This window comes from Sulfitobacter sp. SH22 (assembly GCF_965641905.1).
In the GTDB taxonomy this organism is placed as follows: Bacteria; Pseudomonadota; Alphaproteobacteria; order Rhodobacterales; family Rhodobacteraceae; genus Sulfitobacter.
Map to the genome: position 1 here is coordinate 335,200 of NZ_OZ282573.1, position 22,532 is coordinate 357,731.

Genomic DNA, 22,532 nt, shown 5'->3' on the forward strand with positions numbered 1-22,532 from the left:
ATGGACTTAAATCCTCGCCGAAGGCATTTCTTCCTTTGCGCGCCGGCCAAAAGAATTTCGCCTTTGGCGAGGATATTTAAGAGCCAGAGAAGCCCGGGGCGGGGCGGAGTGTGGCGAATTTTCTAGGTTACTTGGTAGGGGTGTTGACCCGTGAGACAGATTTTACAAAAGCGTTTGCCGAATGAGCAGGGCGGCGATGTGCGCTTGCCGGGGGTTGGACCTTGTGCGGCGAATGACTGGCTGCGGGCGGATGATGCTTACGCTGCGCAGATGCAGTACCGCGCCGAGCTGATTGCCCAGAGGCCCCAGGATGTATTGTATGAACCTGACACTGCGCGCGAGGCCAGTCTCGAGGTGTTGCGCGAGGCTTTGGGGATTTTGCCACAGCTTGGCTTTGCCGTTGAGGGGAGCCGGGTCATCTGCCCTGACGGGCGCGCGGTCGATCTGGACTGGGACGCGCCCCTGCGCAGTTTGGGGCATTTGGTGCAGGAAGACATTTGCATTTTGCAAAAGCGGGGGGATGAGCACGTTCTGGCCGCCGCTGTGCTGTGCTTTCCTGCGAATTGGCGTTTGGCCGAGAAAATCGAGCGCCCGTTGACGGCAATCCATGTGCCGGTCGAAGAATATGACGATAACATTGCCCGCCGGGTGCAGCGTCTGTTTGACGGGGTTCGGGTGGGCCAGCCGTTGTGGCGGTTCAACAGGTTGACCTATGCCGATGCCGATCTGCACCAGCCGCGCCGGCGCGAAGTGGGGGATGAAATGCCGTTTCTGAGGTCGGAGCGGCAATGTATCTTGCGCTTGCCCGAAACGGACGCGGTTGTGTTCACCATTCATACCGTCGTGGTGCGCGGCGATGTTACGCCTGTTGGACGCTGATCCAACAGGCGTGTGAGCTTAGCGCGGGTCAAGCACCAGATGTGGCTGCCCGTCCGAGGTCTTGCGCGGGGAAATCCCGTTTGCGCCCACCACGGCGTTCACCTGCCGTCGCAGGTTGCTGAACAGGGGCGAGGTCACCACGTCAACGGCTTGGTCAAAGCGAAGCGTCAGGGACCACATGCCGGAGCCGGAGAGTTTCGCCGCTTTCACCACGCCTTTGAACGGTTGGCCAAGATAGCGGCCCGAGGCGCGGTCGCCGGGTTTCCAGCCGATGGTCGGGGTGCTGGCTTGGGCGCTCAGGGTGTTCCAGTCGCGCGCGCCCCATTGATGGGCAACTATTTCCAGGGTCGCGGCGTGGGAAACGGTGTTTCCTTGCGCTGCCAGATCTGCACGCAGGCGTTTTGCCTGAGATTTCAGGACATCGGTCGGGGGGATCGGGGTTGTCATTTTAACACTCCTGCTCTCGCAAAAGTCGAAGGGGGTCCGCGTTACCCGTCAATCGGCGAGATTGAAGGTGTCGTGTTTCAAAGGGCTTCACCGGAATGCGGACGGCAGGGGCCTTTCCCTGACCCCCATATGGCGCGTTGGCGCGAAAGTTGCAAGGGACGCGGTTCGGGGCCCGGTTCGGATACCTTCGGCGAGGATTTTTGGCCATTTGGAAGGCAGGGGATGCGCACCTGTCCGGGTGCGCATTCTGGTGCCAGGTTAGGTTAGCCGTCGATGCGGGTACCCATGATGGCGATGGCTTTTTGATACACGCCGGCGGCGTTCCATTGCTTGATCACGGCGAAGTTTCCCTGACCTTCCTGATAGCCGACGCCGGGTTGCCAGCCCTTCTGGCGCAGGAAATTGGCGGTCGAGGCGAGGGCATCGGTCTGGTTATAGAAATCAATGCGCCCGTCGCCATTGCCGTCAACGCCGTAGCGCAGGGCATTGCCCGGCAGGAACTGCGTATGGCCCAGTTCGCCGTGTTTCGCGCCTTTGGTCGATCCGGTGATTGCGCCCATATCGACCAGCTTCAACGCGCCGATTGCGTGGGGTTCAAAGAAGGCGGAGCGGCGGCAGTCATAGGTCAATGTGGTGATGGCCGAGACAACAGCGCTGTCACCCATGAAGCCGCCGAATGCGGTTTCCATCCCGTGGATCGCGATGATGACCCCTGCCGGCACGCCAAAGCGGGCTTCCAAGGACTGGTAGAACGCGGCATCGCGGGCTTTGCGTTTGCGGCCTTGGGCGACGATGGTATCGGCCCCGCGCACCTGCATGAATTTCGACAAGGAGTATTTGAACGACTTTTGGTTGCGGTCTGCGGCGATGGTGCGCGAGGCGTATTGGGCATCGGCCAGGGCTGCCAGACCGCGTTTGCCAACCCCTGCGGCTGCTGCTTCTTTTGCGAAGGAGGATTTCCAGGCGTTAAAGCCGCCGCCGCTGTTTCCGCATTCTGCGGCAACCACGGGTGCGCAGAGGCCGGCTGTCAAAAGGCAGGCGGCGGTAATCGTTTTAAAGAAATACATAAAAAACCCCAAAGTGACTGAATTAAAGCGACATTAACCAACGGGGCCTGATCTGCAAAGTGAAACTGCCGTGATCAATGCACAAAGGGCGCCCCGCTTGGGACGCCCTTTGGATTTTCTTAACTTCTGTTGATTAGCAGCTGTAGTACATGCCGAATTCAACAGGGTGGGGTGTGTGCTCGTATTTGTGCACTTCTTCCATCTTGAGTTCGATGTAACCTTCGATCTGGTCCTTGGTGAACACGTCACCGGCCAGCAGGTAATCCATGTCGCTTTGCAGCTCGTCCAGCGCTTCGCGCAGGGACCCGCAAACGGTTGGGATACCGGCCAGTTCCTCGGCAGGCAGATCATACAGGTTCTTATCCATGGCTTCGCCCGGATCGATCTTGTTCTTGATGCCGTCAAGGCCAGCCATCAGCAGTGCTGCAAAGCACAGGTAGGGGTTGGCTGCGGGATCGGGGAAACGTGCCTCGACGCGCTTGGCTTTGGGGCTTTCTGTCCATGGGATCCGAACGCAGCCAGAGCGGTTGCGGGCGGAATAGGCGCGCAGAACGGGGGCTTCGAAGCCCGGGATCAGGCGCTTGTAGCTGTTGGTCGCCGGGTTGGTGAAGGCGTTCAACGATTTGGCGTGGGACAGGATGCCGCCGATGAAATACAGCGCTTCCTGGGACAGGTCGGCGTATTTGTCGCCTGCAAACAGCGGCTTGCCGTCTTTCCAGATCGACATGTTCACGTGCATACCTGAGCCGTTATCGCCATAGATCGGCTTGGGCATAAAGGTTGCCGATTTGCCGTAAGCATGTGCCACGTTGTGGATCACATATTTGTACTTTTGCAGCTCGTCCGCCTGATGCGTCAGGGTGCCGAAGATCAGACCAAGTTCGTGCTGGCAGGACGCCACCTCGTGGTGGTGCTTGTCGACCTTCATCCCGAGGCGCTTCATCGTGGACAGCATCTCGGCGCGCAGGTCTTGTGCTTCGTCGACAGGGTTGACCGGGAAGTAGCCGCCCTTGAGGCCGGGGCGGTGGCCCGTGTTGCCCATCTCGTAATCGGTGTCGGTGTTCCAGGACGCGTCGGACGCATCAACTTCGTAGGATACCTTGTTGATCGTGTTCGAGAATTTGACGTTGTCGAACAGGAAGAATTCGGCTTCGGGGCCCATATAGGCCGTGTCACCAATACCCGAGGATTTCAGATATGCTTCGGCTTTCTGGGCCGTGCCGCGTGGGTCGCGGTCATAGGCTTCGCCTGTGTCCGGCTCGACGATCGAGCAGTGCACGCAAAGTGTTTTTTCAGCATAGAACGGGTCAACGTAAGCTGTGTCGGTGTCGAGCATCAGTTTCATGTCGGATGCTTCGATGCTTTTCCAGCCCGCGATCGAGGAGCCGTCAAACATGAAGCCCTCTTCGATGAAGTCTTCATCGACCAGATCAGAAACGATTGTGACGTGCTGCAGCTTGCCGCGCGTGTCCGTAAAGCGAACATCTACGTATTCGATGTCCTCGTCCTTGATCTTTTTCAAGAAGTCCTTGGTGCTCATTGGATGATATCCTCTTTCTTGGAACCTTTGGTGGATTACAGCGCGTCTGAACCGGTCTCGCCGGTGCGGATGCGAATTGTTTGTTCGATGGTGCTGACAAAGATTTTGCCATCCCCGATCTTTTCGGTCTTCGCGGCGTTCACGATGGCCTCGATGGCGGCGTCTACCTGATCGTCATCCAGAACAATCTCGATTTTGACCTTGGGAAGGAAATCAACGACGTATTCGGCACCACGGTACAGTTCGGTATGGCCCTTCTGACGGCCGAAACCTTTGACTTCAATCACGCTAAGCCCCTGAACGCCGACGTCCTGAAGCGCCTCTTTGACTTCATCAAGCTTGAACGGTTTGATCACAGCTTCGATCTTTTTCATCTGAGGCCTCCCTGCCGATATGCGGTATTCAATGTTTGCATGAGCGTCATTTCACTATGCAAGGCGACGGTCTACCAAGCGTCAGGCGGAGTCCACATCGGGCGATGAAATTTCGAGCGGGTAGCATGAAAAATGTGCTGTGAGATTAAAAATTAGGCAGTTGTGAAATTGAAAAGGCCGGGGCAGGGGCAATTCGGTCGCGCGGCAGGCGTCAAGATGCGGGGCCTGATGCGTTTTCGGTGGAATTTACCGATGGCTGATTCCGCGGTTGGCGGATGTTCGGCGCAGTGCGGGGCATACCTGTGGGGCACACGAACGGGGCGCGAGGGTCGCGCGCGGCAGTTTGCGGGGGATGAGATCAACGGCTGCCCAATCCCTTGGGCAGCGGTCGTGTTATGCGGCGTCCAGGACTGCGCCACGTGCGCGGCAGGCATCTGCGGTTCCCAGCTCCAACCCGCCGGCATACAGAATATGCGGACCGTCGCAGAAGATCTGGATCAGGACCTGTTTTTGTTCGCCTTGGTCGATGATGAATTCACCATCCACAAGGGCGCGTGCCGCAACCAGGGCGCGTTCGGAATTGAACATCGCCTGCGCACGCCAGTCGCGAACCAGAACCATCTGGTCAGCCGCCAGCAGGGTGTCGGATTCAGGACGCGTATGCCCCAGCGATCCGGCTGCAAAAGCGATGGTATGAACTTTACGAGTGGTTCGTTGGATATGGGTGACAGTGGAAATCCCACAATCACGCGTAATAAGTTTGTCACCGATGCTCAGAACTTCCACCGGAATCTCCCCATCAAGGGTGAGCAAACGTGTGCCAGATATCAGGCCGCTATCGACGCTGACATAGGGCATATAATGGCCCGCTAGCGAATCCTGTTCGCTGACGCGCCCGACCGTATTCGGTTTCATGGGCGTCTCTTTCTTGCTTTACCTACCTCAGGTAATGAAGTGGATAAGGTAAAAAAGTGTTGATGTCTTGTGTTTTTTACACTCGCCTATCCCAAACTTGTTTGATAGAGACCGCGCAATGCGGGTGTGGCGGAATTGGTAGACGCACCAGATTTAGGTTCTGGCGCCTATGGCGTGGGGGTTCGAGTCCCTTCACCCGCACCAATTTATTTTTGGCCTATCGGCATTGGCTACTTGAGGCCGTTTGTGAACTGCCGCCTTTGGGTTTGGTTCCGAACTTTCCTCTTCATTCATATCATCACCATCCAACGTGACTGAATGCTGCCTGAAGCACGCACGCCGAACGCTTTTCCATGCGCTCGGTCTTTCGGATTTCTGCCGCTATTTGGGGGTGGGCCGCACTACCAGCGCCGTGAAATCCAGCGGCGGCAGTGCGGTATTCACTCAGTCTTGTGGGGGGCGCAGGGCGATGATGCGGATGTCGGGCGCGCCTTTGAACTCTTCGTTTTTGCGGATGAACCGGATCGCTCCGTTGGGCGCAATCCGCGCCAGCAGTTTTGCATCAGGGCTTTCTGCGCGCCAGTCCTCCAAGGAAAACTCTTCCGTCAGTCTGGTGGTCCGGAAGCGCCAGCCATCGGCCATCATCGCCTCAAGCTCGGCATGGGTGGCCTCGAGCGCCAAGGGCCGGCCGCCCAAGGTGCGCGGCAGCTGGTGGCGGGTGCTTTCAGACCGTTCACGCATCACCTGAAACACATTTTCGCGCCCAAATTCAGGGGCAAGGTCGGTGGTTACCAAGGTGTTATAGGCGTCATTATCCGTGGCTGCGATCAGCGTCGCATAGCTGACCAGTTCGACCCGCTGTTCCGCCGCTTCGGACAGAATATCGCCCGAAAACGTGTCGATGCCCGCTGCACGGGCCTTGCGCAGCCGGATGAAATTGGGGTCGGTCATCAGCACCGGCACTTCAGCCTTTCTGAGGGTTTCGGCCAGCGCGGTTGTCCAGTTGGCCCCGCCGATGATCACCACGCCCGGCACATCCGCACCGGCCAGGCCCAGCACCCGCGCAAAGGGCGCAAGGCTAAAGCCGTTAACCACAACCGTCACCGCGACCAAGGCAAAGGCCAAGGGCGCGATCAGTGCCGCGTCTTCAAAGCCGAGGTTGAGCAGACGGTCGCCAAACAATCCCGCAACGGCAACCAGCACAACACCGCGCGGACCGGTCAGCGCGACCAGCAGTTTTTCGCGAAACGGGATGCCCGAACCAAAGAGCGAGATAAAAACCGTCACGGGCCGCGCGATCAGAACGACCACCGCGACAAAGGCCGCAGCGCGCCAGTCAAGATTGCCGAGCGCGTCAACGTCCAGCCCCGCAGCAAGCAGAATGAACACACCCGATACCAGCAACACGGTCGCGTGTTCCTTGAAGCGGCGCAGTTCCTCATAGCTGGGCAGTTTGGAGTTCGCGATCACAATGCCCATGATCGTCACGGCCAGGAGCCCGCTTTCATGCAGCACCGCGTCGGATGCTGCAAAGACACCCAGCAACAGGGCAAACAGCACCGGCACTTTCATGTACTCCGGCACCCAGCCGCGCTTGAAACTACGCGACAGGCCAACGCCCGCGGCGACCCCTGCGGCAGTTGCCACAACGGCACCCAGCAGCAGATCGACCATTGCCTCTGACGCGGTGGTTGCGGTGTTCAGGGCCAGCACGACTTCGAACGCCAAAACGGCAGCCAGCGCGCCGATGGGGTCGTTAATGATCGCTTCCCATTGCAACAAGGTGGCAGGGCGGCGCGACAGGCGGGCGGTGCGCAACAGCGGCGCGATGACGGTGGGGCCTGTGACGATCATGATCCCGCCAAAAACCGCAGAGCTGGACCAGCCCAAACCTGCCACATAATGCAGCGACAGGGCCGACAAAAGCCAGCCCAAGGGCGCACCGATATAAACCAGTCGCCTGACCCCGCCCACCGCGTCTTGCAGCGTGTGAAAGTTCAGCGAAAGCCCGCCCTCGAACAGGATAATGGCCACTGCGATGGATATCATCGGGGCCATCAGCGGCCCGATATCGCGGGTCGGGTCAAAGATACCCAGAACCGGCCCGATCACAATACCGGCGACCAGCATAAGCACGATGGCAGGCATGCGCAGCCGCCACGCGATCCATTGTGATCCGACGCCGATTGCGCCGACCAATGCGATTGCCGTTACGGGGGTAAGCGCGCCAAGTGCTTCTGTTGCCACAATGGTATCCTTTTTTAATCGTTCATCAAATTAACATGAGAAGGAGAGAAAATAACAATAAAACTGGAGGGGCGTTCCGTTACGTCGGCACGACATAAGCTGCGGGACGCGGCACCGTCACAGCGCCTGTTGGTCTAATAGAGTGGTTTTGATGTCACCTTTGGCGGCGGGGGAATTGTGGGGTTTTCGGGCATGCTTGCTCTTTTCGACTTCGCAAGGGCAACGCATGTATCGCGCAATGGTTCCGGCCCGCAGACCTGTGCGGGCAGCGTTGCAAGGCGCGCTGTCTGTGGGACGCCTTTATAAGGCGTTGATTTCATGTAGCTAAAGGGTGGCTAGCCCCCCGCAGTCGCTACCACCGTTTTCCGCGGGTTTGTGTTGACGCGGCAGTGTTATCGCGGTTTTCATCACCCAGCTTGCGCCATCTTTCAAGCCGCGCAGGGTCGAGCGTACCCGCCCTGACCGCCGCTTGCACGGCGCATCCGGGTTCATGCGAATGGGTGCAATCGCGGAACTTGCAGTTTGGGCCCAGTTCGGTGATCTCGGCGAACAACATGTCCAACCCGTCCGATACATCGCTGACGTGCAGGGTGCGCATGCCCGGCGTGTCGATCAGCCATCCACCGCCCTTGATCGCATGCAAGGACCGCGAGGTCGTCGTATGGCGGCCCTTTGCGTCATCGTCGCGAATGCCGCCTGTCTGCTGGGCATCTTCACCGGTTTTGCCGGAAAGGGTATTCAGCAAGGTCGATTTCCCCACACCTGAAGACCCGACAAGGGCAACGGTCTGACCATTGCTGCACCACGGGGCCAGCACGGCGGCCGCGTCGGGCGTTTTGCCATTGACCGTGACCACATCAAGGCCGCGTTGCAGCGCCTTGGCCTGATCCAGAAAACTGGCGGTATCATCGACCTTGTCGGCCTTGGTCAGAACGATCACCGGCTTGGTGCCTGCCTCGTTGGCAAGGGCAAGGTAACGTTCCAGTCGGGCTGGGTTGAAATCATCGTTGCACGAGGTGACGATAAACAAGGTATCGAGATTTGCCGCGATCAACTGTGGCACACGGCCGCCCTTGGCCGCCCGTTTCAACAGCGACTGCCGGTCGAGCCGGCGCACCAGCATGTTGTCATCGGCGGCCAGCAGCACCCAATCGCCGACCGCGAAATCGGTGGTGTTGGTTTTGGGCGGCAACAACAGCCGCACAGGCCCGTCGACAGTCTCGGCTGACATGCGCGACCGGTGCACGGTTGCAATACGCGCGGGGCGCAGGGCTGCCTCGGACGGGTCCAACTGGTCCGAGAAGAACGCGGACCAGCCTAGATCAGCCAAGCAGAGTGCGGAGGGAATATTGTTTTTCACACCCATTGGATGATCGCGCAGACGCGATGATGCAAGGGGGTCTGATCACACGGCAGAGGTTTTTCAACACGTTTCACGGATTAAAGCGCCGATACTGCTGCGCAAGGTGCGGTACTGTGGCGGTATTCGATGCCAAGCGATCTAGTAAAACCACAGATTACGCACAGCGACATCGACCTTGAACGCGCGGCCTACGGCGACGATGCCCAAGCGGCGCAACGCTTTGGGATCAAAATCCGCGTCGGTGCGGTGGGCTTCGAGATCGGCAAAGGCAAATTCCAAGGTCGTCCATTCAGCCGGTGCCGTAAATGCGCTGCGAAAGGACTGCCACGGTTTTTCCAGATCGGTGGTGCGCAGGCGCAGATCATAGCGTTCCCCGTTGCCGCAAACGTCAATCTTGATCCCTGTCCACGCGCTGGCATCAAACGCACCGCCACCTGCTGCAAAATCAAAGGCCATTTGCAAGAAACCGCCGTTGTTTTCCAATGATACTTCACCCGTCAGCCGCGTCGCGGGTGCGCCTTTGACCGGCTCTTGCGAGATTTGACCGCGCGACAGCCCGCCCATGACGGCATCGGGGACAAATTCCCAACCGGGCGTGATCTGTTGCGTCATGATCTGGGGTCTTTCACTGGAAATTGCGTGGGTGCGTCGCCGGGCACCCAAGCGGGGTACTTCATCATAGCTAGTCCGAATGCGTCAGAGGACAAGAACCGGTCGAGCCAGCCGTGCAGATCAGGCCAAGGCTGCGCATCAAACCACGGCTTGTCGATAAAGGCGAATTGACGGACGAAGGGCGCAATCGCCAGATCGGCCAGTAGGGGGCGATCAAACAGATGCGTGTCGATCCGCGCATCAAGATCAGACAGGAAACGGCAGGCATCGGCGCGGTGCCGGTCAGGATCTTGGTCGGGATAGCGGGTGGCGTATTTGGTCCGGTCCAGCGCATGTTTAAAAGGGCCGTCGCAGCGGGCAATCAAATCCCACCCCGCATCTGGCATGGCGTGCAGGCGCTGTGGATCAGACCGCAGAAACGCCCAGATCATGATATCAAGGCTTTCGTCGATCACGTGATCAGGAAGGACCAGACAGGGGACGGTCCCGCTGGGGGAGGCCTCCAGAAAAGCCTGCGGCTTGTCGCGCAAGACGATTTCGCGCAGCTCGACCTGAACGCCCGATGCCAAAAGCGCCAGCCGCGCGCGCATGGCGTAGGGGCAGCGGCGAAAGGAATAGAACGTCGGCATCATGGCAGGATCGACAGCCACATCCACGCGGTCAGAACCGAAGCCACGGTGGCGATCAGGACCGAACTGGCCGCCACACGGCGCGCACGGCCATACATATTGGCAAAGATATAGGCGTTGAACCCCGGTGCCATGGCAGCGGTCAGCACGCCCGAACGGAACAGGTCTTGGGGCAGGGCAAAGCTGGACCCCAGCAGCCAGACAATCGCCGGATGGACCAGCAAGGCAATGCCGCAGACCATTGCAATCGCCTTGAGGTCGCCTTCGGGTTTGTATTGGAACAGCACACAGCCAAGCGCGAAAAGCGCTGCCGGCAAGGCGGCGCGCACGATCAGCGACAGGGCGTCGTCAATCACGGCCGGTATAGCGACGCCGCTGAAATTGACCAAGAACCCCGCGATGATCCCGATGACCAGCGGGTTGTGGAACATCGCATTGGTGACGTTGCGCGCAAGGCTCAGCCCGGATTGCCCGCGGTTGCGCACGAATTCCATCACCGTGATGCCAAGACCGTAGCAAAACGGCGAGTGCATGGCGATGATCGCAAAGTTGCCTGTCAGCGCATCGGCCCCGTAAGCGCGTTCGGTGATCGGCAGGCCCAGCAGGACCGAGTTTGAAAAGAGGCAGCAAAACCCGATGGCCACGCAGTCTTCCCAGTCGCGTTTGAAGATGAACCTTGCGCCAAAGATACCAAGGGCAAAACAGATCGCGGCACCGGAGTAAAAGCTGAACAGAAGGCGCGGGTCGAAGGAGGCGGACAGATCAAGATTTGCGATGGACTGGAACAGCAGGCAGGGGACGGCAAAGCTTTGGGCAAAGCGCATGACGCCGTCGATGCCCGCGACCGGAAACACGCCCCGCCAGACAGAGACATATCCGAAGCCGATGACCAGAAAGACGGGGAGAATTACATCGAGGAGTGTCTGCACAACGAAAGCCTTGGGGGTTTTTGCGGATCGCTGGGGGTTTCACACCCCCAGACCCCCGTGGAGTTTATCTGGCAAAATGAAATCAGGCGGGAAAGGTCAGCGTCATGCCGTCATAGGCGGGTTGGATGTGATCGGGGGTTTCGGCGGCGACGGTGTCGTAATCCAGATCATTGTGCATATTGGTCAGCACGGCGGTTTGGGGGGCCATTTTTTCGATCCAGCCCAGGGTTTGTTCAAGGTGGCTGTGGGTCGGGTGCGGGTCGCGGCGCAGGGCGTCGACGATCCAGCAGGTGAGGTTTTCCAGATGCGGCCATGCGGCGTCGGGTATTCTGGCCACATCCGGCAGATAGGCGACATCGTTCATCCGGAAGCCAAGCGCGTCGATGCCGCCGTGGTTGACCAGAAACGGGGTGAAGTTGAGGGGGCCGCCGGGGCCGTCGATGGTGACGTCGCCGTCGATCAGGTTCATGTCCAGAATGGGCGGGTAGGACGACCCTTCGGGTTGGATGAAGACATAGCCAAAGCGGTCGAACAGGGCCTCGCGGGTAGGGATATCGGCCCAGACGGGCAGGCGTTTGCGCATGTTGATCACGATCATGCGCAGGTCGTCGACGCCGTGCACATGGTCGGCGTGCGAATGGGTATAGATCACCGCATCAAGCCGTCCGACATTGGCATCCAGCAACTGGCTGCGCATGTCGGGTGAGGTGTCGACCAGCACGGATGTGGTGCCCGTTTCGCTGATCCGTTCCACGAGGATGGAGCAGCGGCGGCGGGCATTTTTGGGGTTTGTCGGATCGCAAGCGCCCCATTGCCCGCCAAGGCGCGGCACCCCGCCCGACGAGCCGCAGCCCAGAATGGTGATCTTCATCGTTGCCATTATGCTGCCCCGGTGAAGGCCGCGACCTTGGTAAACAGGCGGTCGAAATTGGCTTGGGTCTGGGCCGCGAAATCGGCGTAGTCGAGGCCAAAGGTTTGCGCGCCGCGCCGGGCGGTATGTGCCGTATAGGCCGGTTCATTGCGTTTGCCACGGTGCGGGGGCGGGGCCAGATAGGGGCTGTCGGTCTCAACCAGTATCCGGTCGAGCGGTGCGGCCGCAAAGATGTCGCGCAAATCGCTGCTTTTGGGGAAGGCGGTGATGCCCGACATCGACAGATAGAACCCCAGATCAAGGGCGGCACGGCCCAGTTCAGCGGTGCTGGAGAAGCAATGCATCACGCAAGGAAATGCGCCGTTGCTGTATTCCTCGCGCAGGATACGGGCCATGTCGTCATCGGCGTCGCGCGAATGGATGATCAGGGGCAAGCGCGTATCGCGGGCCACGGCAATATGGGTGCGCAGCGAGGTTTGCTGGATGTCGGCCGATTCAGCGGTGTAGTGGTAATCAAGCCCGGTTTCGCCGATGCCCACCATCTTGGGATGACGGGTCAGCGCCAGCAGGTCGTCATAGCTGGCCATGGGTTCTGTTGCCACGCTCATCGGGTGGGTTCCGGCGGCGTAAAACACCGGCGCGTAGGTTTCGGCGATGGTGCGCACGGCGGGTTCGTTTTTCAGCTTGGTGCAGATGGTGACCATGCGCGTGACGCCGGCCTGCACGGCGCGGTCGATCACATCTGGCAATTCATCCTGAAAATCGGGAAAATCAAGGTGACAATGGCTGTCGGTAATGGGGTAAATGTCGCTCATGCCGGTCCCGTTTGTTGATCATCTGGGTGCGGTTTGACCCATCTTGAACAGGGTATCTAGGACCAGTGCAGCAGGGTCAAGGTTGACGGCCATCCCGTGACGCGCGCGGGTGCCGATCTCGTGGGCGGCTTCGGCCCATGCGCGGCCCTGCGCGGGGGTTGCGGACAGGCGCGCAAGCACTGCCCGCTCGTTCGGGGCGGCTTCGGTTTCGGGGGGCTGGCCTGTGGCACCGCTACGGGCAAGGCGCAGCATCAACAGGTCAATCAGGGTAAACAGCAGCGTCAGTTTTTCTTCGGCACCGCGGGTGGCGGCGGCTTCGGCCAGAGCCAGCGCGCGGGACCGGTCCATCTGGGGCAGGGTGCCCAGAATGCCGACCAGTTCGGCATACATCTTGAGGCCGCCCATCAAGGAAAGCCCGAGCGCGCCACCGACAGAGCCGCCCGACAGCGCCGCAAGGGCCGCGGGATCGCCTTGGACATCCACACCCGATTGAGCCAGCGCCTGCGCCATCTGGTCGGGCGACAAGGTGCCCAGTCGCAAGGTACGGCAGCGCGATTTGATGGTGGGCAGCAAGCCTGACGGGCGGTGGCTGATCAGCAGGATAATCGCGCGGGCAGGGGGTTCTTCAAGCATCTTGAGCAGCGCGTTGGCCGCGTTGGGGTTCATCAGGTCGGCGTCATCCACGATCACCACACGGCGGCCACCATCTGCCGCCGACATATGGAAAAAACCGTTCAGTTTGCGGATGTCATCCACAACGATCTGTTTGCGCAGACGTTTGGTTTTTTCATCCACGGTGCGGGTCACGGATTTAAGCGCCCCTTCGCCACCGGCGGCAATGCGATGCGCCACCGGGTGGTCGGGGTCGATATCCAGACTGGTCGGGGTTTCGGGGGCAAACATGCCGCCCTCATCGGGATCAGGGGTTGCCAGCAGAAATCTGGCGATGCGCCAGGCCAGGGTTGCCTTGCCCACACCCCGAGGGCCGGTCAACAGCCAGCCATGATGCAATTTACCGGAATTGAAGGCGTCCAGAAACGCGGCTTCGGCAGCCTCCTGACCGATCAGGCGGGGGGTGTCGCGCGGGTGGTGCGTGCCGTCAATGCGGTCTGGCTGGGGGGTATCGTCGCTCATGTATTGCGTTTAACACGGAATGCGTCCGTTGGAAGAGGGCGCACTGCATAATTCGCGGATGCCTGAGCGGGAAAGCGGTGGATTATGCCAGCCGCTGTCGGGTCGCGGCCAGAATATCCTGTGCAACGGCTTCGATCGCTTGCGCGCCGTCAATCACGACAAAGCGGTCGCTGAATTCCTGCGCGAGGGACAGGAACCCTTTGCGCATGGCCACTTGCAGGCTTTCGCCGAAATCCTCGAACCGTTCTTCGGCGGTGTTGCGCGACAGGGCGCGCGACAGCCCTTGGGCAGGGTCCATGTCGATCAGGATGGTCATGTCGGGTTCAATGCCGATCATCAAGTCGTGCAACTGGTCAACGGTGCTGCGCAGATCGCCACGGCTCAGCCCCTGATACATACGGGTGCTGTCGGCGAAACGGTCGCAGATCACCACCTTGCCCGCATCCAGCGCAGGCTGGATGGTGCGTTCCAGATGGTCGCGCCGGGCGGCGGTGAACAACAGGATTTCAGTATGCGCCGACCAGCGGTCCGGATCGCCCTGAAGCACCAGCGCGCGGATTTCCTCGGCCCCCGGAGACCCGCCGGGCTCGCGGGTCAGGATCACGTCATGGCCCGATGCCTCAAGCGCTTGTTTCAGCAGTTTGGTCTGGGTCGACTTGCCCGATCCGTCAATGCCCTCAAAGCTGATGAAAAACCCCTTTGCGGTCACGAAGCGTCCTCGGGGCCTTCGTTAAGGCGGTTCAGCAGATGTTGGGCGGCGGCGGTCAGTTTCACCATGAAACCACCGGGGGCCACGGCCTCGGAGGCGACAAGCTGGGCGCGGACTTCGGGCAGATCGCCACGGGTCAGAACCAGTTCGCCCACAGGGTCACCCTTGGCAACAGGGGCGCGCAACGGGCTTTTATAGACCACTTCGGCAACCACTTGGCTTCCGCCCGAAACAGGGATCAACACCGATAGATCCTTGGCCAGTTCCAACCCGACCGAGCTTGCCGATCCGATGGCAACAGGAGCCCGCGCGATTTCAGTACCCGCCGCCCCCATCGAGCGTTGCGAGAACTGCCGGAAGGCCCAGTTTACAATCGCCTCGGATTCCTGTGCACGCGCGGCGGCGGTTTCCAGCCCCGAGATCACAAAGATCACCCGGCGATTGCCCTGTTTGGCCGACCCCACCAGACCATATCCGGCCTCTTCGGTGTGGCCCGTTTTCAGACCATCGGCACCGATACCAAGACCCAGCAGCGGGTTGCGGTTGCTTTTGTTTTGCGGCGCGCGGCCGTCAAACAGAAACTCGCGTTGCGAAAACAGCGGATAATATTGCGGGTAGTCATTGATCAGGTGCATCGCCAGCAACCCCAGATCGCGCATCGACATACGCTGCCCGGCGGCGGGCCAGCCGTTTGAATTGGCAAAGGTTGAATTGGTCATCCCCATTTGCTGCGCGCGCTGTGTCATTAACCGCGCAAATCCCGCTTCGGTGCCATCAGGGCTGAGCGCTTCGGCGATCACGGCGCAGGCATCGTTGCCGGACAAGACGATAATGCCGCGCAACAGATCCTCCACCGACACGCGGTCGGTGGTATCCAGAAACATGGTCGACCCGCCATAGGACATCGCATGTTGGGACACCGGCAGCTTTTCGGTCAGATCAAGCCCGCCATTGCTTTTGCCCCGTTCGATCGCCTCGAACGCCATATAGAGCGTCATCAGCTTGGACATCGACGCGGGCGGCAAAGGCGTGTCCGCATCCTTTGCCATCAAGACGGTACCGGTGGTCTGGTCAACCACATAGGCCGCCGTCGCGCGGGTCTCGAAGGCCAGCGCGGGCAGGGATAGAAAGACCAGCGCCAGCGTGGCAGCGAAGATGCGGATCATGTTAAAGCTCCTTTGGCTTTGGATCAGTTGGACACGGCATATGCGTCCGAGAACCCTTCAGCTTTGATGGATTTCAGCAAGGCGGTCAGCTCCGTCTTGGTGGCGGCGGGGCCGACCAAAACGCGCCAGAAGGCTTTGCCGTTAATTTCACTACGTTTGATGGTGGGCAACATACCGGCGCTGCGCATCTGGTTGGCAGAGCGGTCGGCATTTGCCTCGACGCTGAAGATCCCGATCTGGACATAAGGTTTTGCCAGATTGGAGGGCTGCGTCGGCGCAGGGGCGGGGGTCGCGGGGGCGGGGGTCGCGGGGGCCGCTTCAATCGCGGCAGCCGCAGCAGTGGCCACAGGGGCAAGCGCGGTTTCGGTCACGGTTGCCGGTGCTTCGACCGTCGCCTCAGGGGCTGAATCCTCAGCCGGCGCACCCACCTCTTGGCGGCGCAATGCGGTGACATTCAGCGGGGCAGGGGCACCGGCCAGCACATTCAAGGCCGCCGCCGCATCAGATGATATTTGCAGATTTGGCCCCGGCAGATCGCGTTCACGGCGGAACAACGCACCGATCACGAATTTCCCGTTGGCCTCGTTGCGGATGATCACGCGTTCGGGGTCTGTCACATCGGGGTGGGCGACCCAGACGCCGCCCAAACTGGGCCGTCCGTCCCAAAGCCCCTGATCTGTCACGGAAAACACATCCGGCGCTTCGACATCACGCTCCACGAGCTTGGTCGAGGTGGGTGCCGATGCCGTGTCGTTCTTTTGGCCCAGTCCAAACTGGCCGTTGGCATCGCACCCCGCCAGCGCAGTCAACGCCACAAAGCCCACAGTCGCCATCAAAAGCGGCCGCGCCTGAGAGAATAAAGAAACCTTACGCCTGTCCATACCCGTCGTCCTTGCCTGCGGACCCGGCGTTTTCGCCGTTGCCCATTCGCGCCGTGAATACGGCATGTTTCACGCCCCGTTGCCGAGGTCTTGGCGTCACACTAGCCTTTGCAGCCCGCGCTGAAAAGGCTGCCGCTGCAGGATCGGCAAAATTCCCCGCCGATTGTCGTGAACTGGGTGCATTTCGAGGTTTGCAGAATCGCTGGCACCCCTCTATGCGGTCTGTGCTGCGGAGGAGTGGCAGAGTGGTCGAATGCACCGGTCTTGAAAACCGGCGTGCGTGAGAGCGTACCGTGGGTTCGAATCCCACCTCCTCCGCCACTTACACTTACCGAAACCGATGATGGGCCCTTATGGGGTCATTTTTTCTTTTGGTTTCAAAGGGGTTTAGCCGTTTCGACCGCCCTTCGGAGACTGGCTAAATACCCAAAACCGGTCTCTGAACCCGCTTTGTCTCTAACCGACCGCCCTAGGTGTTCAGAAGGACGCATTCAAAAAGTATAGTATTTTCAATGTGTTGTTGTTTTTGAGGGAGCGCCCTTTTCGAAGTCTCAAGCGGTATCGAAATACGATGCAAACCGCGGGGCGGGACTAACGATGAAAACTTGCCTTTGTATCGCTGCACTCTATCTCACATTCATGAATAATATAGACGACTTACCGCCCGAGCATGTCAGTGAGATCATACAAATGGCTTTGTCTGATCACATTAGTTTTTCGCACATTCAGGCTGAATATGGGATCAACGACAAGCAGGTCAAAACTCTGATGCGTGATACGCTAAAGAGCGGCAGCTACAGGGCTTGGCGCAAGCGTGTGCGCGACTTTGGTGACCGGCGAGAAACTTATAAGTAGGTTTTGAAATTGTGGCTCGCCATATTGAAAGCAACGTTAAAGGCATGACGCATTCACCGCGTATAGTTTGGTTCAAGCGTGACTTGCGTGTTAATGATCACGGCCCGTTACTGGCTGCGGCTCAGTCAAACGCGCCGGTCATCCCACTTTACATTGTTGAGCCTGAATATTGGCAACACCCCTTCGCATCTTGTCGCCATTGGCATTTTATTCATGACAGCCTTTGTGACCTCGACTGAAGTGGTCCGGCAAAATTGGACAGCGTGCTAAGATGTATCCAACACTGATGAATGGATACGAGAATGACGAAGCGACGGAACTTTTCAGACAAGTTTAAGGCTGCTGTGGCGCTTGAGGCGCTACGTGGCGACAAGACGGTGCAGGAGATCGCAGCGAAGCGCCAGTTGCACCCTACGCAGGTGAGCACGTGGAAACGGCAGGCGATTGAAGGCATGGCAGGGGTGTTCTCAGACAAGGTCAAGAAGGCTGAGAATAAGGACGGCGAGATCAAGGACCTGCACGCCAAGATTGGCCAGCTTGCGGTGGAGAACGATTTTTTGTCACAAGGGCTGAAGCGATGAGCCCGTCTGAACGTCGCGATATGATCCGCAAGAAGAATTCGAAGCTCAGCTTGACGCGCCAATGCAAGTTGCTGAAGGTCAGCCGGTCATCGTTGTATTACACACCCGTTCCCGGCCAAGCATTGGGGCCATCTGCGCACCTCGAATCCCATCGAGAGCGTCTTCGCAACGGTGCGGCATAGAACGGTGCGCACCAAAGGCGCACTCTTGCAAAAGACCGCAAAACTGATGGTCTTCACCCTCATCCAGTCCGCATCGAAAACATGGCTGCGCCTCAAAGGCAGAAATCAGTTGCCAAAAGTCATCGAAGGAATCAAATTCAACGACGGCGTCGAAGTGAAGAATGACGCCAAAAACCGCGCCGCCTGATGACGCGCGTCACCCAAATTCAAGCATAGCTCGATTGATACCGATGGAGATGGGATGGCGTCGCTTTCGGAGCTGTTGGTTTCTTACCCAGAACTTACGGAAGAACTATTCCGCGAAAGCCGCCGCCCATTTGAGGTGTCCGACGCCTCGGTGCGGCCCGTCGAACCAGCCATTCGCTGCGAGTACAAATTTGGAACTGGTTGAACTCTCAGTCTGCCGGACGAAGCTGCCGTTGGAGATAGAGAGAGCCAGGTCTGCGCTCGACAGCTTGCGACGCAGCATTAAACTGGCTTCACCCAGATTGACACAGATGGAATGGCGGCACCGAAAGGTGCCGCCATATTGCTTAGATATTGCCTGCGCTAATTTCGCGAGCGATGTGATCAGCCTGCCGGATCGCCAACGCCACAATAGTCAGCGTCGGATTTTCGGCAGCGCCCGTGGTGAACTGAGACCCATCCGAGATGAACAGGTTTTCGATATCATGGGTTTGACCCCATTTGTTCACCACGCCGTCCTCTGGCTTTTCCGACATGCGGTTGGTGCCCAGATTGTGGGTCGATGGATACGGTGGCGTTGGGAAGGTCCGCGTGGCTCCGACCGAATCATAGACAGCTTGGCCTTGGGTATAGGCATGCTTGCGCATGGCGACATCGTTGGGATGATCGCTAAAATGCACGTTGGCAACAGGTAGGCCATGTTGGTCTTTGACATCCATGTTCAAAGTCACACGGTTGTCGGCCTGCGGCATGTCCTCGCCTACGATCCACATGCCAGCCATGTTCTCGTATTGATCCAGAGCTGATGCGAACTCGCGTCCCCACGCGCCCGGATCAAGGAAGGCCGCCATGAATGGCAGACCCAGCGACAACGTCTCTAGCTCGTACCCACCCACAAAACCGCGCGATGGGTCGTGTTTGGATTCGTCCTGAATAATTCCAGCCATCGTTGTGCCGCGCCACATCTTCACCGGCTTGTCGAAAACCGCATAGACCGACCCGGTCATATGCCTCATGTAGTTGCGTCCTACTTGATCTGAGGAGTTGGCAAGCCCGTTCGGGAACATCTCGGAGGCCGAATTCAGCAGTAGGCGTGGGCTCTCAAACGAGTTGCCCGCAACACAGACAATCCGCGCCTTTTGCATCTGCAGGGTGCCGTCTTTGTCAAAGTATTCGACGCCGGTGACCTTGCCGTCCTCGTTGTGCAAAATTCGCGCGACATGGCTGTTGGAGCGTACTTCGAGATTGCCTGTCGCTTCGCCTTCGGGAATGTCGACGTAGCCGGCAGACCATTTCGCCCCCCATTTGCAGCCCTGAAAACAAAACCCTGTTTGCTGACACATCATACGATCACGATTTTCATCAGAATTGATCGCCATACGCCCTGTATGGACCTCTTCATAGCCCAGCTTTTTCGCGCCAGCCTCAAAGACCTTATAGTTGTTGTTGCCCGGAAGGCCGGGACGATCACCTGTGCGCGTCACGCCCAGCTTGTCCTCGGCCATTGTGTACCACGGGTCCATCTCGGCAGGCTCAATGGGCCAGTCCAAAAGGTTTGCCCCCTGCACATCGCCGTAGGTCGTAAGCGCTTTCCACTCATGGTCTTGAAAGCGCAGGGAAGCACCTGCCCAGTGCTGCGTTGTACCACCAACCGATTTCACGATCCAAGCCGGTAGACCCGAGAAGTCTTTGGCCACGCGCCAGTCACCGCTGGTCGTGCGAGGGTCGAGCCATGCGAGTTGGCCAAAGCTGTCCCATTCATCGTTGATAAAATCCTCGGGCAAGTGGCGACCACCGGCCTCCAGTGCCACAACGCTGACGCCTTTTTGCGCAAGTTCATTTGCCAGAACACCGCCGCCTGCGCCTGTGCCGATAATGACGACAACACTGTCGTCGGATAGTTCAAATGGAGCTGTCATTTGTTGTCTCCTCCTTACAGCCAGTTAATGTCGTCAAAGCCGCGCTCGATGTAGCCACCGAACTCGAACGAGGCACCTTCATACCCAAAGATCGGCCAGACGGCCTTTTGGTTATAAAGTCCGGTCACCAGACCACCGCGGATTTGCTGGAAAAACCCGTCATCTTCGATGGAACGCAAAATATCAACGCGGTCGCGCTCCCACCCAGCAGCGAGATAGCTGTCATGCCCTGCGGCCTGAGCTGCGGCATTCAGCTTGGCGATGCCCTCTTCGATACCAGGCGCTGCCTCCACCGTGTCATAGCCCTTGACTGCGATGACGTAATATTCGTCGCCCACCTGATCGTGCGGATAGATATCGCGTGCCATCTGCACCAAGCTTGCCATGGTTTCAGGTTTGAGCGCGTTTGTCGTCATCGCCCAAGCGCCATTTGGTGCAGCCAGAAAGCCCGCCCCCACCACAAAAGACGCCCCTGCAGCACTCGCGCGCGACAGAAGTTGGCGACGTGTCAGCCCCTTCGGGATCTTCGTATCGGACATCATTGTTCCTCCCTTTGATGTCATTTGAAACGACCTCCCCGTTCAAGTACCTCGATTTGGTACCCGTCGGGATCGGCAACAAAGAAGAAGCGCGCGATGGTCTTTCCAGCGGGCGCGAATTCTACAAGATTTCGGGGGTTAAGGCCTGCCGCCTCAAAACGGGCATGTTCGGCATCCAGATCGTCGACTGAAACAGCCAGATGGCCATATCCGTTGCCAAGATCATAGGCCTCGGTCGTGCCCTTGTTTATTGTCAACTCTAACTCGAACTCAGTCTCGGAGTTGCAGAGATAGACCAGTGTAAAGTCTGGAAAATCCAAACGGTCCACGATCCTGAGCCCGAAAGCTGTGTCATAGAATTGAACTGCGCGCGCCTCGTCAATGACGCGGATCATTGAGTGGATTTGTTTGGCCACTGTGTTCTCCTGAAATCATCTAATTTGGATTTCAGGGTACTTTGGAAGGCATGGTGGTCGGGTAGTATGCGCTTACTACCATCGCGGATTTTTATTTGGCAGTGTTTGAGCTACTCGGCAGCGATGCTGTTGGGTGCTCTTTGTTTGGAAATTTCCATGAATTTCATGCAGGCACATCGCAATAATGACGTGAAGTTGGCAGGCTCGCCGCGTCGCTCCAAGACCTCTGAATGCAAGGTCGAGATGAAGATCGGCGTTGTCACGCCGTCCCGTGCCGCAATGTCATCGAGTGTTGCCCAGAACGCGTTCTCAAGGCGAATCGACGTGCTTTGCCCGTTCAAACGCAGCCGCCTCGTCGTACTAGAATACCGCTCAGGGTCTTGTCCCGCAAATACTTCACACATGTTTCCCTCCCAAAGCTCTTGCAACACCGATTTCATATTTCGTATACGAAATGAGAAAGGGAGTCCAGAATTCCCGACAAACAGGCCAAAAGCAGCCACTCAAGGAGCCCGTTGATGGATGAAATTGCCCTCCCTAAATCGCTGACAGAACAGACCTACGATATCTTGCTGAATGCCATCTGCGCGGGGGAGTTCGATCCGGGCGAGCGGTTGAACCAAGATGACATTGCGGGCCGCCTCAAAGTTTCGCGACAGCCCGTCAATAGTGCGATATCCATTCTAAAGGCGAATGGATTTGTCGAAGACACTGGCAAGCGTGGCGTCGTGGTCGCGCAGATCAGTGCGGAGCAATTCAGATCAATCTATGAATTTCGCAGCGCAGTAGAACCTTTCGCAGTACGTCTGGCCCATGATCGTAAACCCGGCAACGCAGAGGCGCTTTCAAAGGAATTACTTTCGCGCGGATGGAGCGCTGTGAAGTCCGGAGATTTGAGGCTCCAGATCCAGACCGACTTTGAGTTTCACGCCATGATGTACGATTGGTCAGGCAACGAAACGATTGCCACGGCAATGCGCAATAATTGGCACCACATTCGCCGTGCTATGGGTGTCGTCGTGCGGCAAGGCATTTCCGCCGAAACTTCTTGGCAAGAGCACCAAAAAATCATCGATGCGCTTATGAGCGACGATGTCGGGTCAGCAGAGAACGCGATGAGACGTCACATAGAAAAAGCACAGCACGAGACTGCCTCAATTCTGTCGCAGATTCACTAAGCCGGACGTTCGCCTCAACGCCGAAAGTCGGTGAGAAGGGCTCTGACCCGCCATCCGCCGCAGGATGCACGAAGGTCCGCAGTGGGACGTTTGTGTGC

At 58.5% G+C, this 22,532-nt stretch carries 24 protein-coding genes, 2 tRNA genes and 2 pseudogenes; 8 read left to right on the forward strand and 20 right to left on the reverse strand.

Translation table 11 applies throughout. The features are described 5' to 3' along the window. Window positions 1-150 precede the first annotated feature (150 nt). Window positions 151-879: a heme-dependent oxidative N-demethylase family protein gene (locus ACSQ13_RS03700; protein ID WP_295512549.1), complete on the forward strand. Its 729-nt coding sequence runs from the start codon at window positions 151-153 to the stop codon at window positions 877-879. A gap of 18 nt (window positions 880-897) precedes the next feature. On the opposite strand, the gene ACSQ13_RS03705 is transcribed toward ACSQ13_RS03700, so the two are convergent. The 5 genes from ACSQ13_RS03705 to ACSQ13_RS03725 all read right to left on the reverse strand — a co-directional run bounded on the left by ACSQ13_RS03705 (window position 898) and on the right by ACSQ13_RS03725 (window position 5,222). Next, the gene (locus ACSQ13_RS03705) at window positions 898-1,326 is read right to left on the reverse strand and encodes a glyoxalase superfamily protein (RefSeq protein ID WP_295512550.1); all 429 of its coding nucleotides are present in this window, start codon (window positions 1,324-1,326) and stop codon (window positions 898-900) included. A 263-nt stretch (window positions 1,327-1,589) separates the two neighbouring features. Continuing rightward, window positions 1,590-2,393, reverse strand: coding sequence for a lytic murein transglycosylase (locus ACSQ13_RS03710; protein WP_295512551.1), 804 nt, complete (start codon window positions 2,391-2,393; stop codon window positions 1,590-1,592). 133 nt (window positions 2,394-2,526) lie between these two features. Further along, window positions 2,527-3,933, reverse strand: a complete 1,407-nt coding sequence (gene glnA / locus ACSQ13_RS03715) for a type I glutamate--ammonia ligase (RefSeq protein ID WP_435988150.1) — start codon at window positions 3,931-3,933, stop codon at window positions 2,527-2,529. A gap of 35 nt (window positions 3,934-3,968) precedes the next feature. Then, window positions 3,969-4,307 (reverse strand): P-II family nitrogen regulator, encoded by a 339-nt coding sequence (locus tag ACSQ13_RS03720; RefSeq protein ID WP_176248369.1) that lies wholly within the window; start codon window positions 4,305-4,307, stop codon window positions 3,969-3,971. A 393-nt stretch (window positions 4,308-4,700) separates the two neighbouring features. Further along, window positions 4,701-5,222, reverse strand: a complete 522-nt coding sequence (locus ACSQ13_RS03725; RefSeq protein ID WP_176248368.1) for a Hint domain-containing protein — start codon at window positions 5,220-5,222, stop codon at window positions 4,701-4,703. Between the two features lie 120 nt (window positions 5,223-5,342). On the opposite strand from ACSQ13_RS03725, the gene ACSQ13_RS03730 reads away from it, so the two are divergent. Then, a tRNA-Leu gene (locus ACSQ13_RS03730) sits at window positions 5,343-5,426 on the forward strand. Between the two features lie 240 nt (window positions 5,427-5,666). Here ACSQ13_RS03730 and ACSQ13_RS03735 read toward each other — a convergent pair. The 11 genes from ACSQ13_RS03735 to ACSQ13_RS03785 all read right to left on the reverse strand — a co-directional run bounded on the left by ACSQ13_RS03735 (window position 5,667) and on the right by ACSQ13_RS03785 (window position 16,578). Continuing rightward, entirely contained in the window at window positions 5,667-7,469 is a 1,803-nt protein-coding gene (locus ACSQ13_RS03735; RefSeq protein ID WP_255200068.1) for a cation:proton antiporter, read from the reverse strand. A gap of 352 nt (window positions 7,470-7,821) precedes the next feature. Beyond that, the gene (gene rsgA / locus ACSQ13_RS03740) at window positions 7,822-8,835 is read right to left on the reverse strand and encodes a ribosome small subunit-dependent GTPase A (RefSeq protein WP_435988151.1); all 1,014 of its coding nucleotides are present in this window, start codon (window positions 8,833-8,835) and stop codon (window positions 7,822-7,824) included. Window positions 8,836-8,970: 135 nt separating this feature from the next. Further along, a complete protein-coding gene (locus ACSQ13_RS03745) occupies window positions 8,971-9,444 on the reverse strand; it encodes a CIA30 family protein (RefSeq protein WP_295512555.1) in 474 nt (157 codons plus the stop codon). Beyond that, window positions 9,441-10,076 carry a glutathione S-transferase gene (locus ACSQ13_RS03750; protein ID WP_176248365.1) on the reverse strand — a complete coding sequence of 212 codons (636 nt, stop codon included), beginning with the start codon at window positions 10,074-10,076 and terminating at the stop codon, window positions 9,441-9,443. Before ACSQ13_RS03750 ends, ACSQ13_RS03745 begins: the two co-directional genes overlap by 4 nt. Beyond that, window positions 10,073-11,002, reverse strand: a complete 930-nt coding sequence (locus ACSQ13_RS03755) for an AEC family transporter (RefSeq protein WP_176248364.1) — start codon at window positions 11,000-11,002, stop codon at window positions 10,073-10,075. Before ACSQ13_RS03755 ends, ACSQ13_RS03750 begins: the two co-directional genes overlap by 4 nt. A gap of 82 nt (window positions 11,003-11,084) precedes the next feature. Further along, on the reverse strand, window positions 11,085-11,882 hold the full coding sequence (locus ACSQ13_RS03760; RefSeq protein ID WP_176248363.1) for an MBL fold metallo-hydrolase: 798 nt from the start codon (window positions 11,880-11,882) through the stop codon (window positions 11,085-11,087). Next, window positions 11,882-12,688: a TatD family hydrolase gene (locus ACSQ13_RS03765; protein WP_295512557.1), complete on the reverse strand. Its 807-nt coding sequence runs from the start codon at window positions 12,686-12,688 to the stop codon at window positions 11,882-11,884. The genes ACSQ13_RS03760 and ACSQ13_RS03765 overlap by 1 nt, the downstream gene beginning before the upstream one ends. Before the next feature lie 18 nt (window positions 12,689-12,706). Then, window positions 12,707-13,822 (reverse strand): DNA polymerase III subunit delta', encoded by a 1,116-nt coding sequence (locus ACSQ13_RS03770; protein WP_176248361.1) that lies wholly within the window; start codon window positions 13,820-13,822, stop codon window positions 12,707-12,709. An 82-nt stretch (window positions 13,823-13,904) separates the two neighbouring features. Beyond that, window positions 13,905-14,531 carry a dTMP kinase gene (gene tmk / locus ACSQ13_RS03775; protein WP_176248360.1) on the reverse strand — a complete coding sequence of 209 codons (627 nt, stop codon included), beginning with the start codon at window positions 14,529-14,531 and terminating at the stop codon, window positions 13,905-13,907. Next, complete coding sequence (locus tag ACSQ13_RS03780) at window positions 14,528-15,697, reverse strand: D-alanyl-D-alanine carboxypeptidase family protein (RefSeq protein WP_176248359.1); 1,170 nt, start codon at window positions 15,695-15,697, stop codon at window positions 14,528-14,530. The genes tmk and ACSQ13_RS03780 overlap by 4 nt, the downstream gene beginning before the upstream one ends. Window positions 15,698-15,720: 23 nt before the next feature. Continuing rightward, window positions 15,721-16,578 (reverse strand): SPOR domain-containing protein, encoded by an 858-nt coding sequence (locus ACSQ13_RS03785; RefSeq protein WP_176248358.1) that lies wholly within the window; start codon window positions 16,576-16,578, stop codon window positions 15,721-15,723. A 231-nt stretch (window positions 16,579-16,809) separates the two neighbouring features. On the opposite strand from ACSQ13_RS03785, the gene ACSQ13_RS03790 reads away from it, so the two are divergent. The 5 genes and pseudogenes from ACSQ13_RS03790 to ACSQ13_RS03810 form a co-directional block, all read left to right on the forward strand. After that, window positions 16,810-16,899, forward strand: a tRNA-Ser gene (locus tag ACSQ13_RS03790). A gap of 318 nt (window positions 16,900-17,217) precedes the next feature. Continuing rightward, on the forward strand, window positions 17,218-17,433 hold the full coding sequence (locus ACSQ13_RS03795) for a DUF2805 domain-containing protein (RefSeq protein ID WP_435988243.1): 216 nt from the start codon (window positions 17,218-17,220) through the stop codon (window positions 17,431-17,433). Window positions 17,434-17,477: 44 nt separating this feature from the next. Then, window positions 17,478-17,672 carry a deoxyribodipyrimidine photo-lyase gene (locus ACSQ13_RS03800; protein WP_435988244.1) on the forward strand — a complete coding sequence of 65 codons (195 nt, stop codon included), beginning with the start codon at window positions 17,478-17,480 and terminating at the stop codon, window positions 17,670-17,672. 63 nt (window positions 17,673-17,735) lie between these two features. Further along, a pseudogene (locus tag ACSQ13_RS03805) lies at window positions 17,736-17,874 on the forward strand (transposase); the annotation flags it as partial. Window positions 17,875-18,116: 242 nt separating this feature from the next. Beyond that, window positions 18,117-18,383, forward strand: a pseudogene (locus ACSQ13_RS03810) (IS256 family transposase); the annotation flags it as partial. Between the two features lie 346 nt (window positions 18,384-18,729). Here the strand turns inward: ACSQ13_RS03810 and ACSQ13_RS03815 are convergent. The 4 genes from ACSQ13_RS03815 to ACSQ13_RS03830 form a co-directional block, all read right to left on the reverse strand. Continuing rightward, the gene (locus tag ACSQ13_RS03815; RefSeq protein WP_435988152.1) at window positions 18,730-20,301 is read right to left on the reverse strand and encodes a GMC family oxidoreductase; all 1,572 of its coding nucleotides are present in this window, start codon (window positions 20,299-20,301) and stop codon (window positions 18,730-18,732) included. 14 nt (window positions 20,302-20,315) lie between these two features. Next, window positions 20,316-20,840 carry a twin-arginine translocation signal domain-containing protein gene (locus tag ACSQ13_RS03820; RefSeq protein ID WP_435988153.1) on the reverse strand — a complete coding sequence of 175 codons (525 nt, stop codon included), beginning with the start codon at window positions 20,838-20,840 and terminating at the stop codon, window positions 20,316-20,318. Between the two features lie 20 nt (window positions 20,841-20,860). Beyond that, window positions 20,861-21,256, reverse strand: coding sequence for a VOC family protein (locus tag ACSQ13_RS03825; RefSeq protein WP_435988154.1), 396 nt, complete (start codon window positions 21,254-21,256; stop codon window positions 20,861-20,863). Between the two features lie 110 nt (window positions 21,257-21,366). Next, on the reverse strand, window positions 21,367-21,660 hold the full coding sequence (locus ACSQ13_RS03830) for a ribbon-helix-helix domain-containing protein (protein ID WP_435988155.1): 294 nt from the start codon (window positions 21,658-21,660) through the stop codon (window positions 21,367-21,369). 114 nt (window positions 21,661-21,774) lie between these two features. Between ACSQ13_RS03830 and ACSQ13_RS03835 the strand changes: the two genes are divergently transcribed. Further along, window positions 21,775-22,434, forward strand: coding sequence for a GntR family transcriptional regulator (locus ACSQ13_RS03835; RefSeq protein WP_435988156.1), 660 nt, complete (start codon window positions 21,775-21,777; stop codon window positions 22,432-22,434). The last annotated feature ends 98 nt before the right edge of the window (window positions 22,435-22,532 follow it).

Excerpts from the sequence above, each read along its gene's own strand:
- ACSQ13_RS03760 (WP_176248363.1), bottom strand. The coding sequence starts at position 11,882 with ATGGCAACGATGAAGATCACCATTCTGGGCTGCGGCTCGTCGGGCGGG.
- ACSQ13_RS03815 (WP_435988152.1), bottom strand. The coding sequence starts at position 20,301 with ATGACAGCTCCATTTGAACTATCCGACGACAGTGTTGTCGTCATTATC.
- ACSQ13_RS03725 (WP_176248368.1), bottom strand. The coding sequence starts at position 5,222 with ATGAAACCGAATACGGTCGGGCGCGTCAGCGAACAGGATTCGCTAGCG.
- ACSQ13_RS03745 (WP_295512555.1), bottom strand. The coding sequence starts at position 9,444 with ATGACGCAACAGATCACGCCCGGTTGGGAATTTGTCCCCGATGCCGTC.
- ACSQ13_RS03820 (WP_435988153.1), bottom strand. The coding sequence starts at position 20,840 with ATGTCCGATACGAAGATCCCGAAGGGGCTGACACGTCGCCAACTTCTG.
- ACSQ13_RS03720 (WP_176248369.1), bottom strand. The coding sequence starts at position 4,307 with ATGAAAAAGATCGAAGCTGTGATCAAACCGTTCAAGCTTGATGAAGTC.
- rsgA (WP_435988151.1), bottom strand. The coding sequence starts at position 8,835 with ATGGGTGTGAAAAACAATATTCCCTCCGCACTCTGCTTGGCTGATCTA.
- ACSQ13_RS03710 (WP_295512551.1), bottom strand. The coding sequence starts at position 2,393 with ATGTATTTCTTTAAAACGATTACCGCCGCCTGCCTTTTGACAGCCGGC.
- ACSQ13_RS03750 (WP_176248365.1), bottom strand. The coding sequence starts at position 10,076 with ATGATGCCGACGTTCTATTCCTTTCGCCGCTGCCCCTACGCCATGCGC.
- ACSQ13_RS03705 (WP_295512550.1), bottom strand. The coding sequence starts at position 1,326 with ATGACAACCCCGATCCCCCCGACCGATGTCCTGAAATCTCAGGCAAAA.
- ACSQ13_RS03780 (WP_176248359.1), bottom strand. The coding sequence starts at position 15,697 with ATGATCCGCATCTTCGCTGCCACGCTGGCGCTGGTCTTTCTATCCCTG.
- ACSQ13_RS03835 (WP_435988156.1), top strand. The coding sequence starts at position 21,775 with ATGGATGAAATTGCCCTCCCTAAATCGCTGACAGAACAGACCTACGAT.
- ACSQ13_RS03770 (WP_176248361.1), bottom strand. The coding sequence starts at position 13,822 with ATGAGCGACGATACCCCCCAGCCAGACCGCATTGACGGCACGCACCAC.
- ACSQ13_RS03765 (WP_295512557.1), bottom strand. The coding sequence starts at position 12,688 with ATGAGCGACATTTACCCCATTACCGACAGCCATTGTCACCTTGATTTT.
- ACSQ13_RS03785 (WP_176248358.1), bottom strand. The coding sequence starts at position 16,578 with ATGGACAGGCGTAAGGTTTCTTTATTCTCTCAGGCGCGGCCGCTTTTG.
- ACSQ13_RS03830 (WP_435988155.1), bottom strand. The coding sequence starts at position 21,660 with ATGTGTGAAGTATTTGCGGGACAAGACCCTGAGCGGTATTCTAGTACG.
- glnA (WP_435988150.1), bottom strand. The coding sequence starts at position 3,933 with ATGAGCACCAAGGACTTCTTGAAAAAGATCAAGGACGAGGACATCGAA.
- ACSQ13_RS03795 (WP_435988243.1), top strand. The coding sequence starts at position 17,218 with ATGAATAATATAGACGACTTACCGCCCGAGCATGTCAGTGAGATCATA.
- ACSQ13_RS03800 (WP_435988244.1), top strand. The coding sequence starts at position 17,478 with ATGACGCATTCACCGCGTATAGTTTGGTTCAAGCGTGACTTGCGTGTT.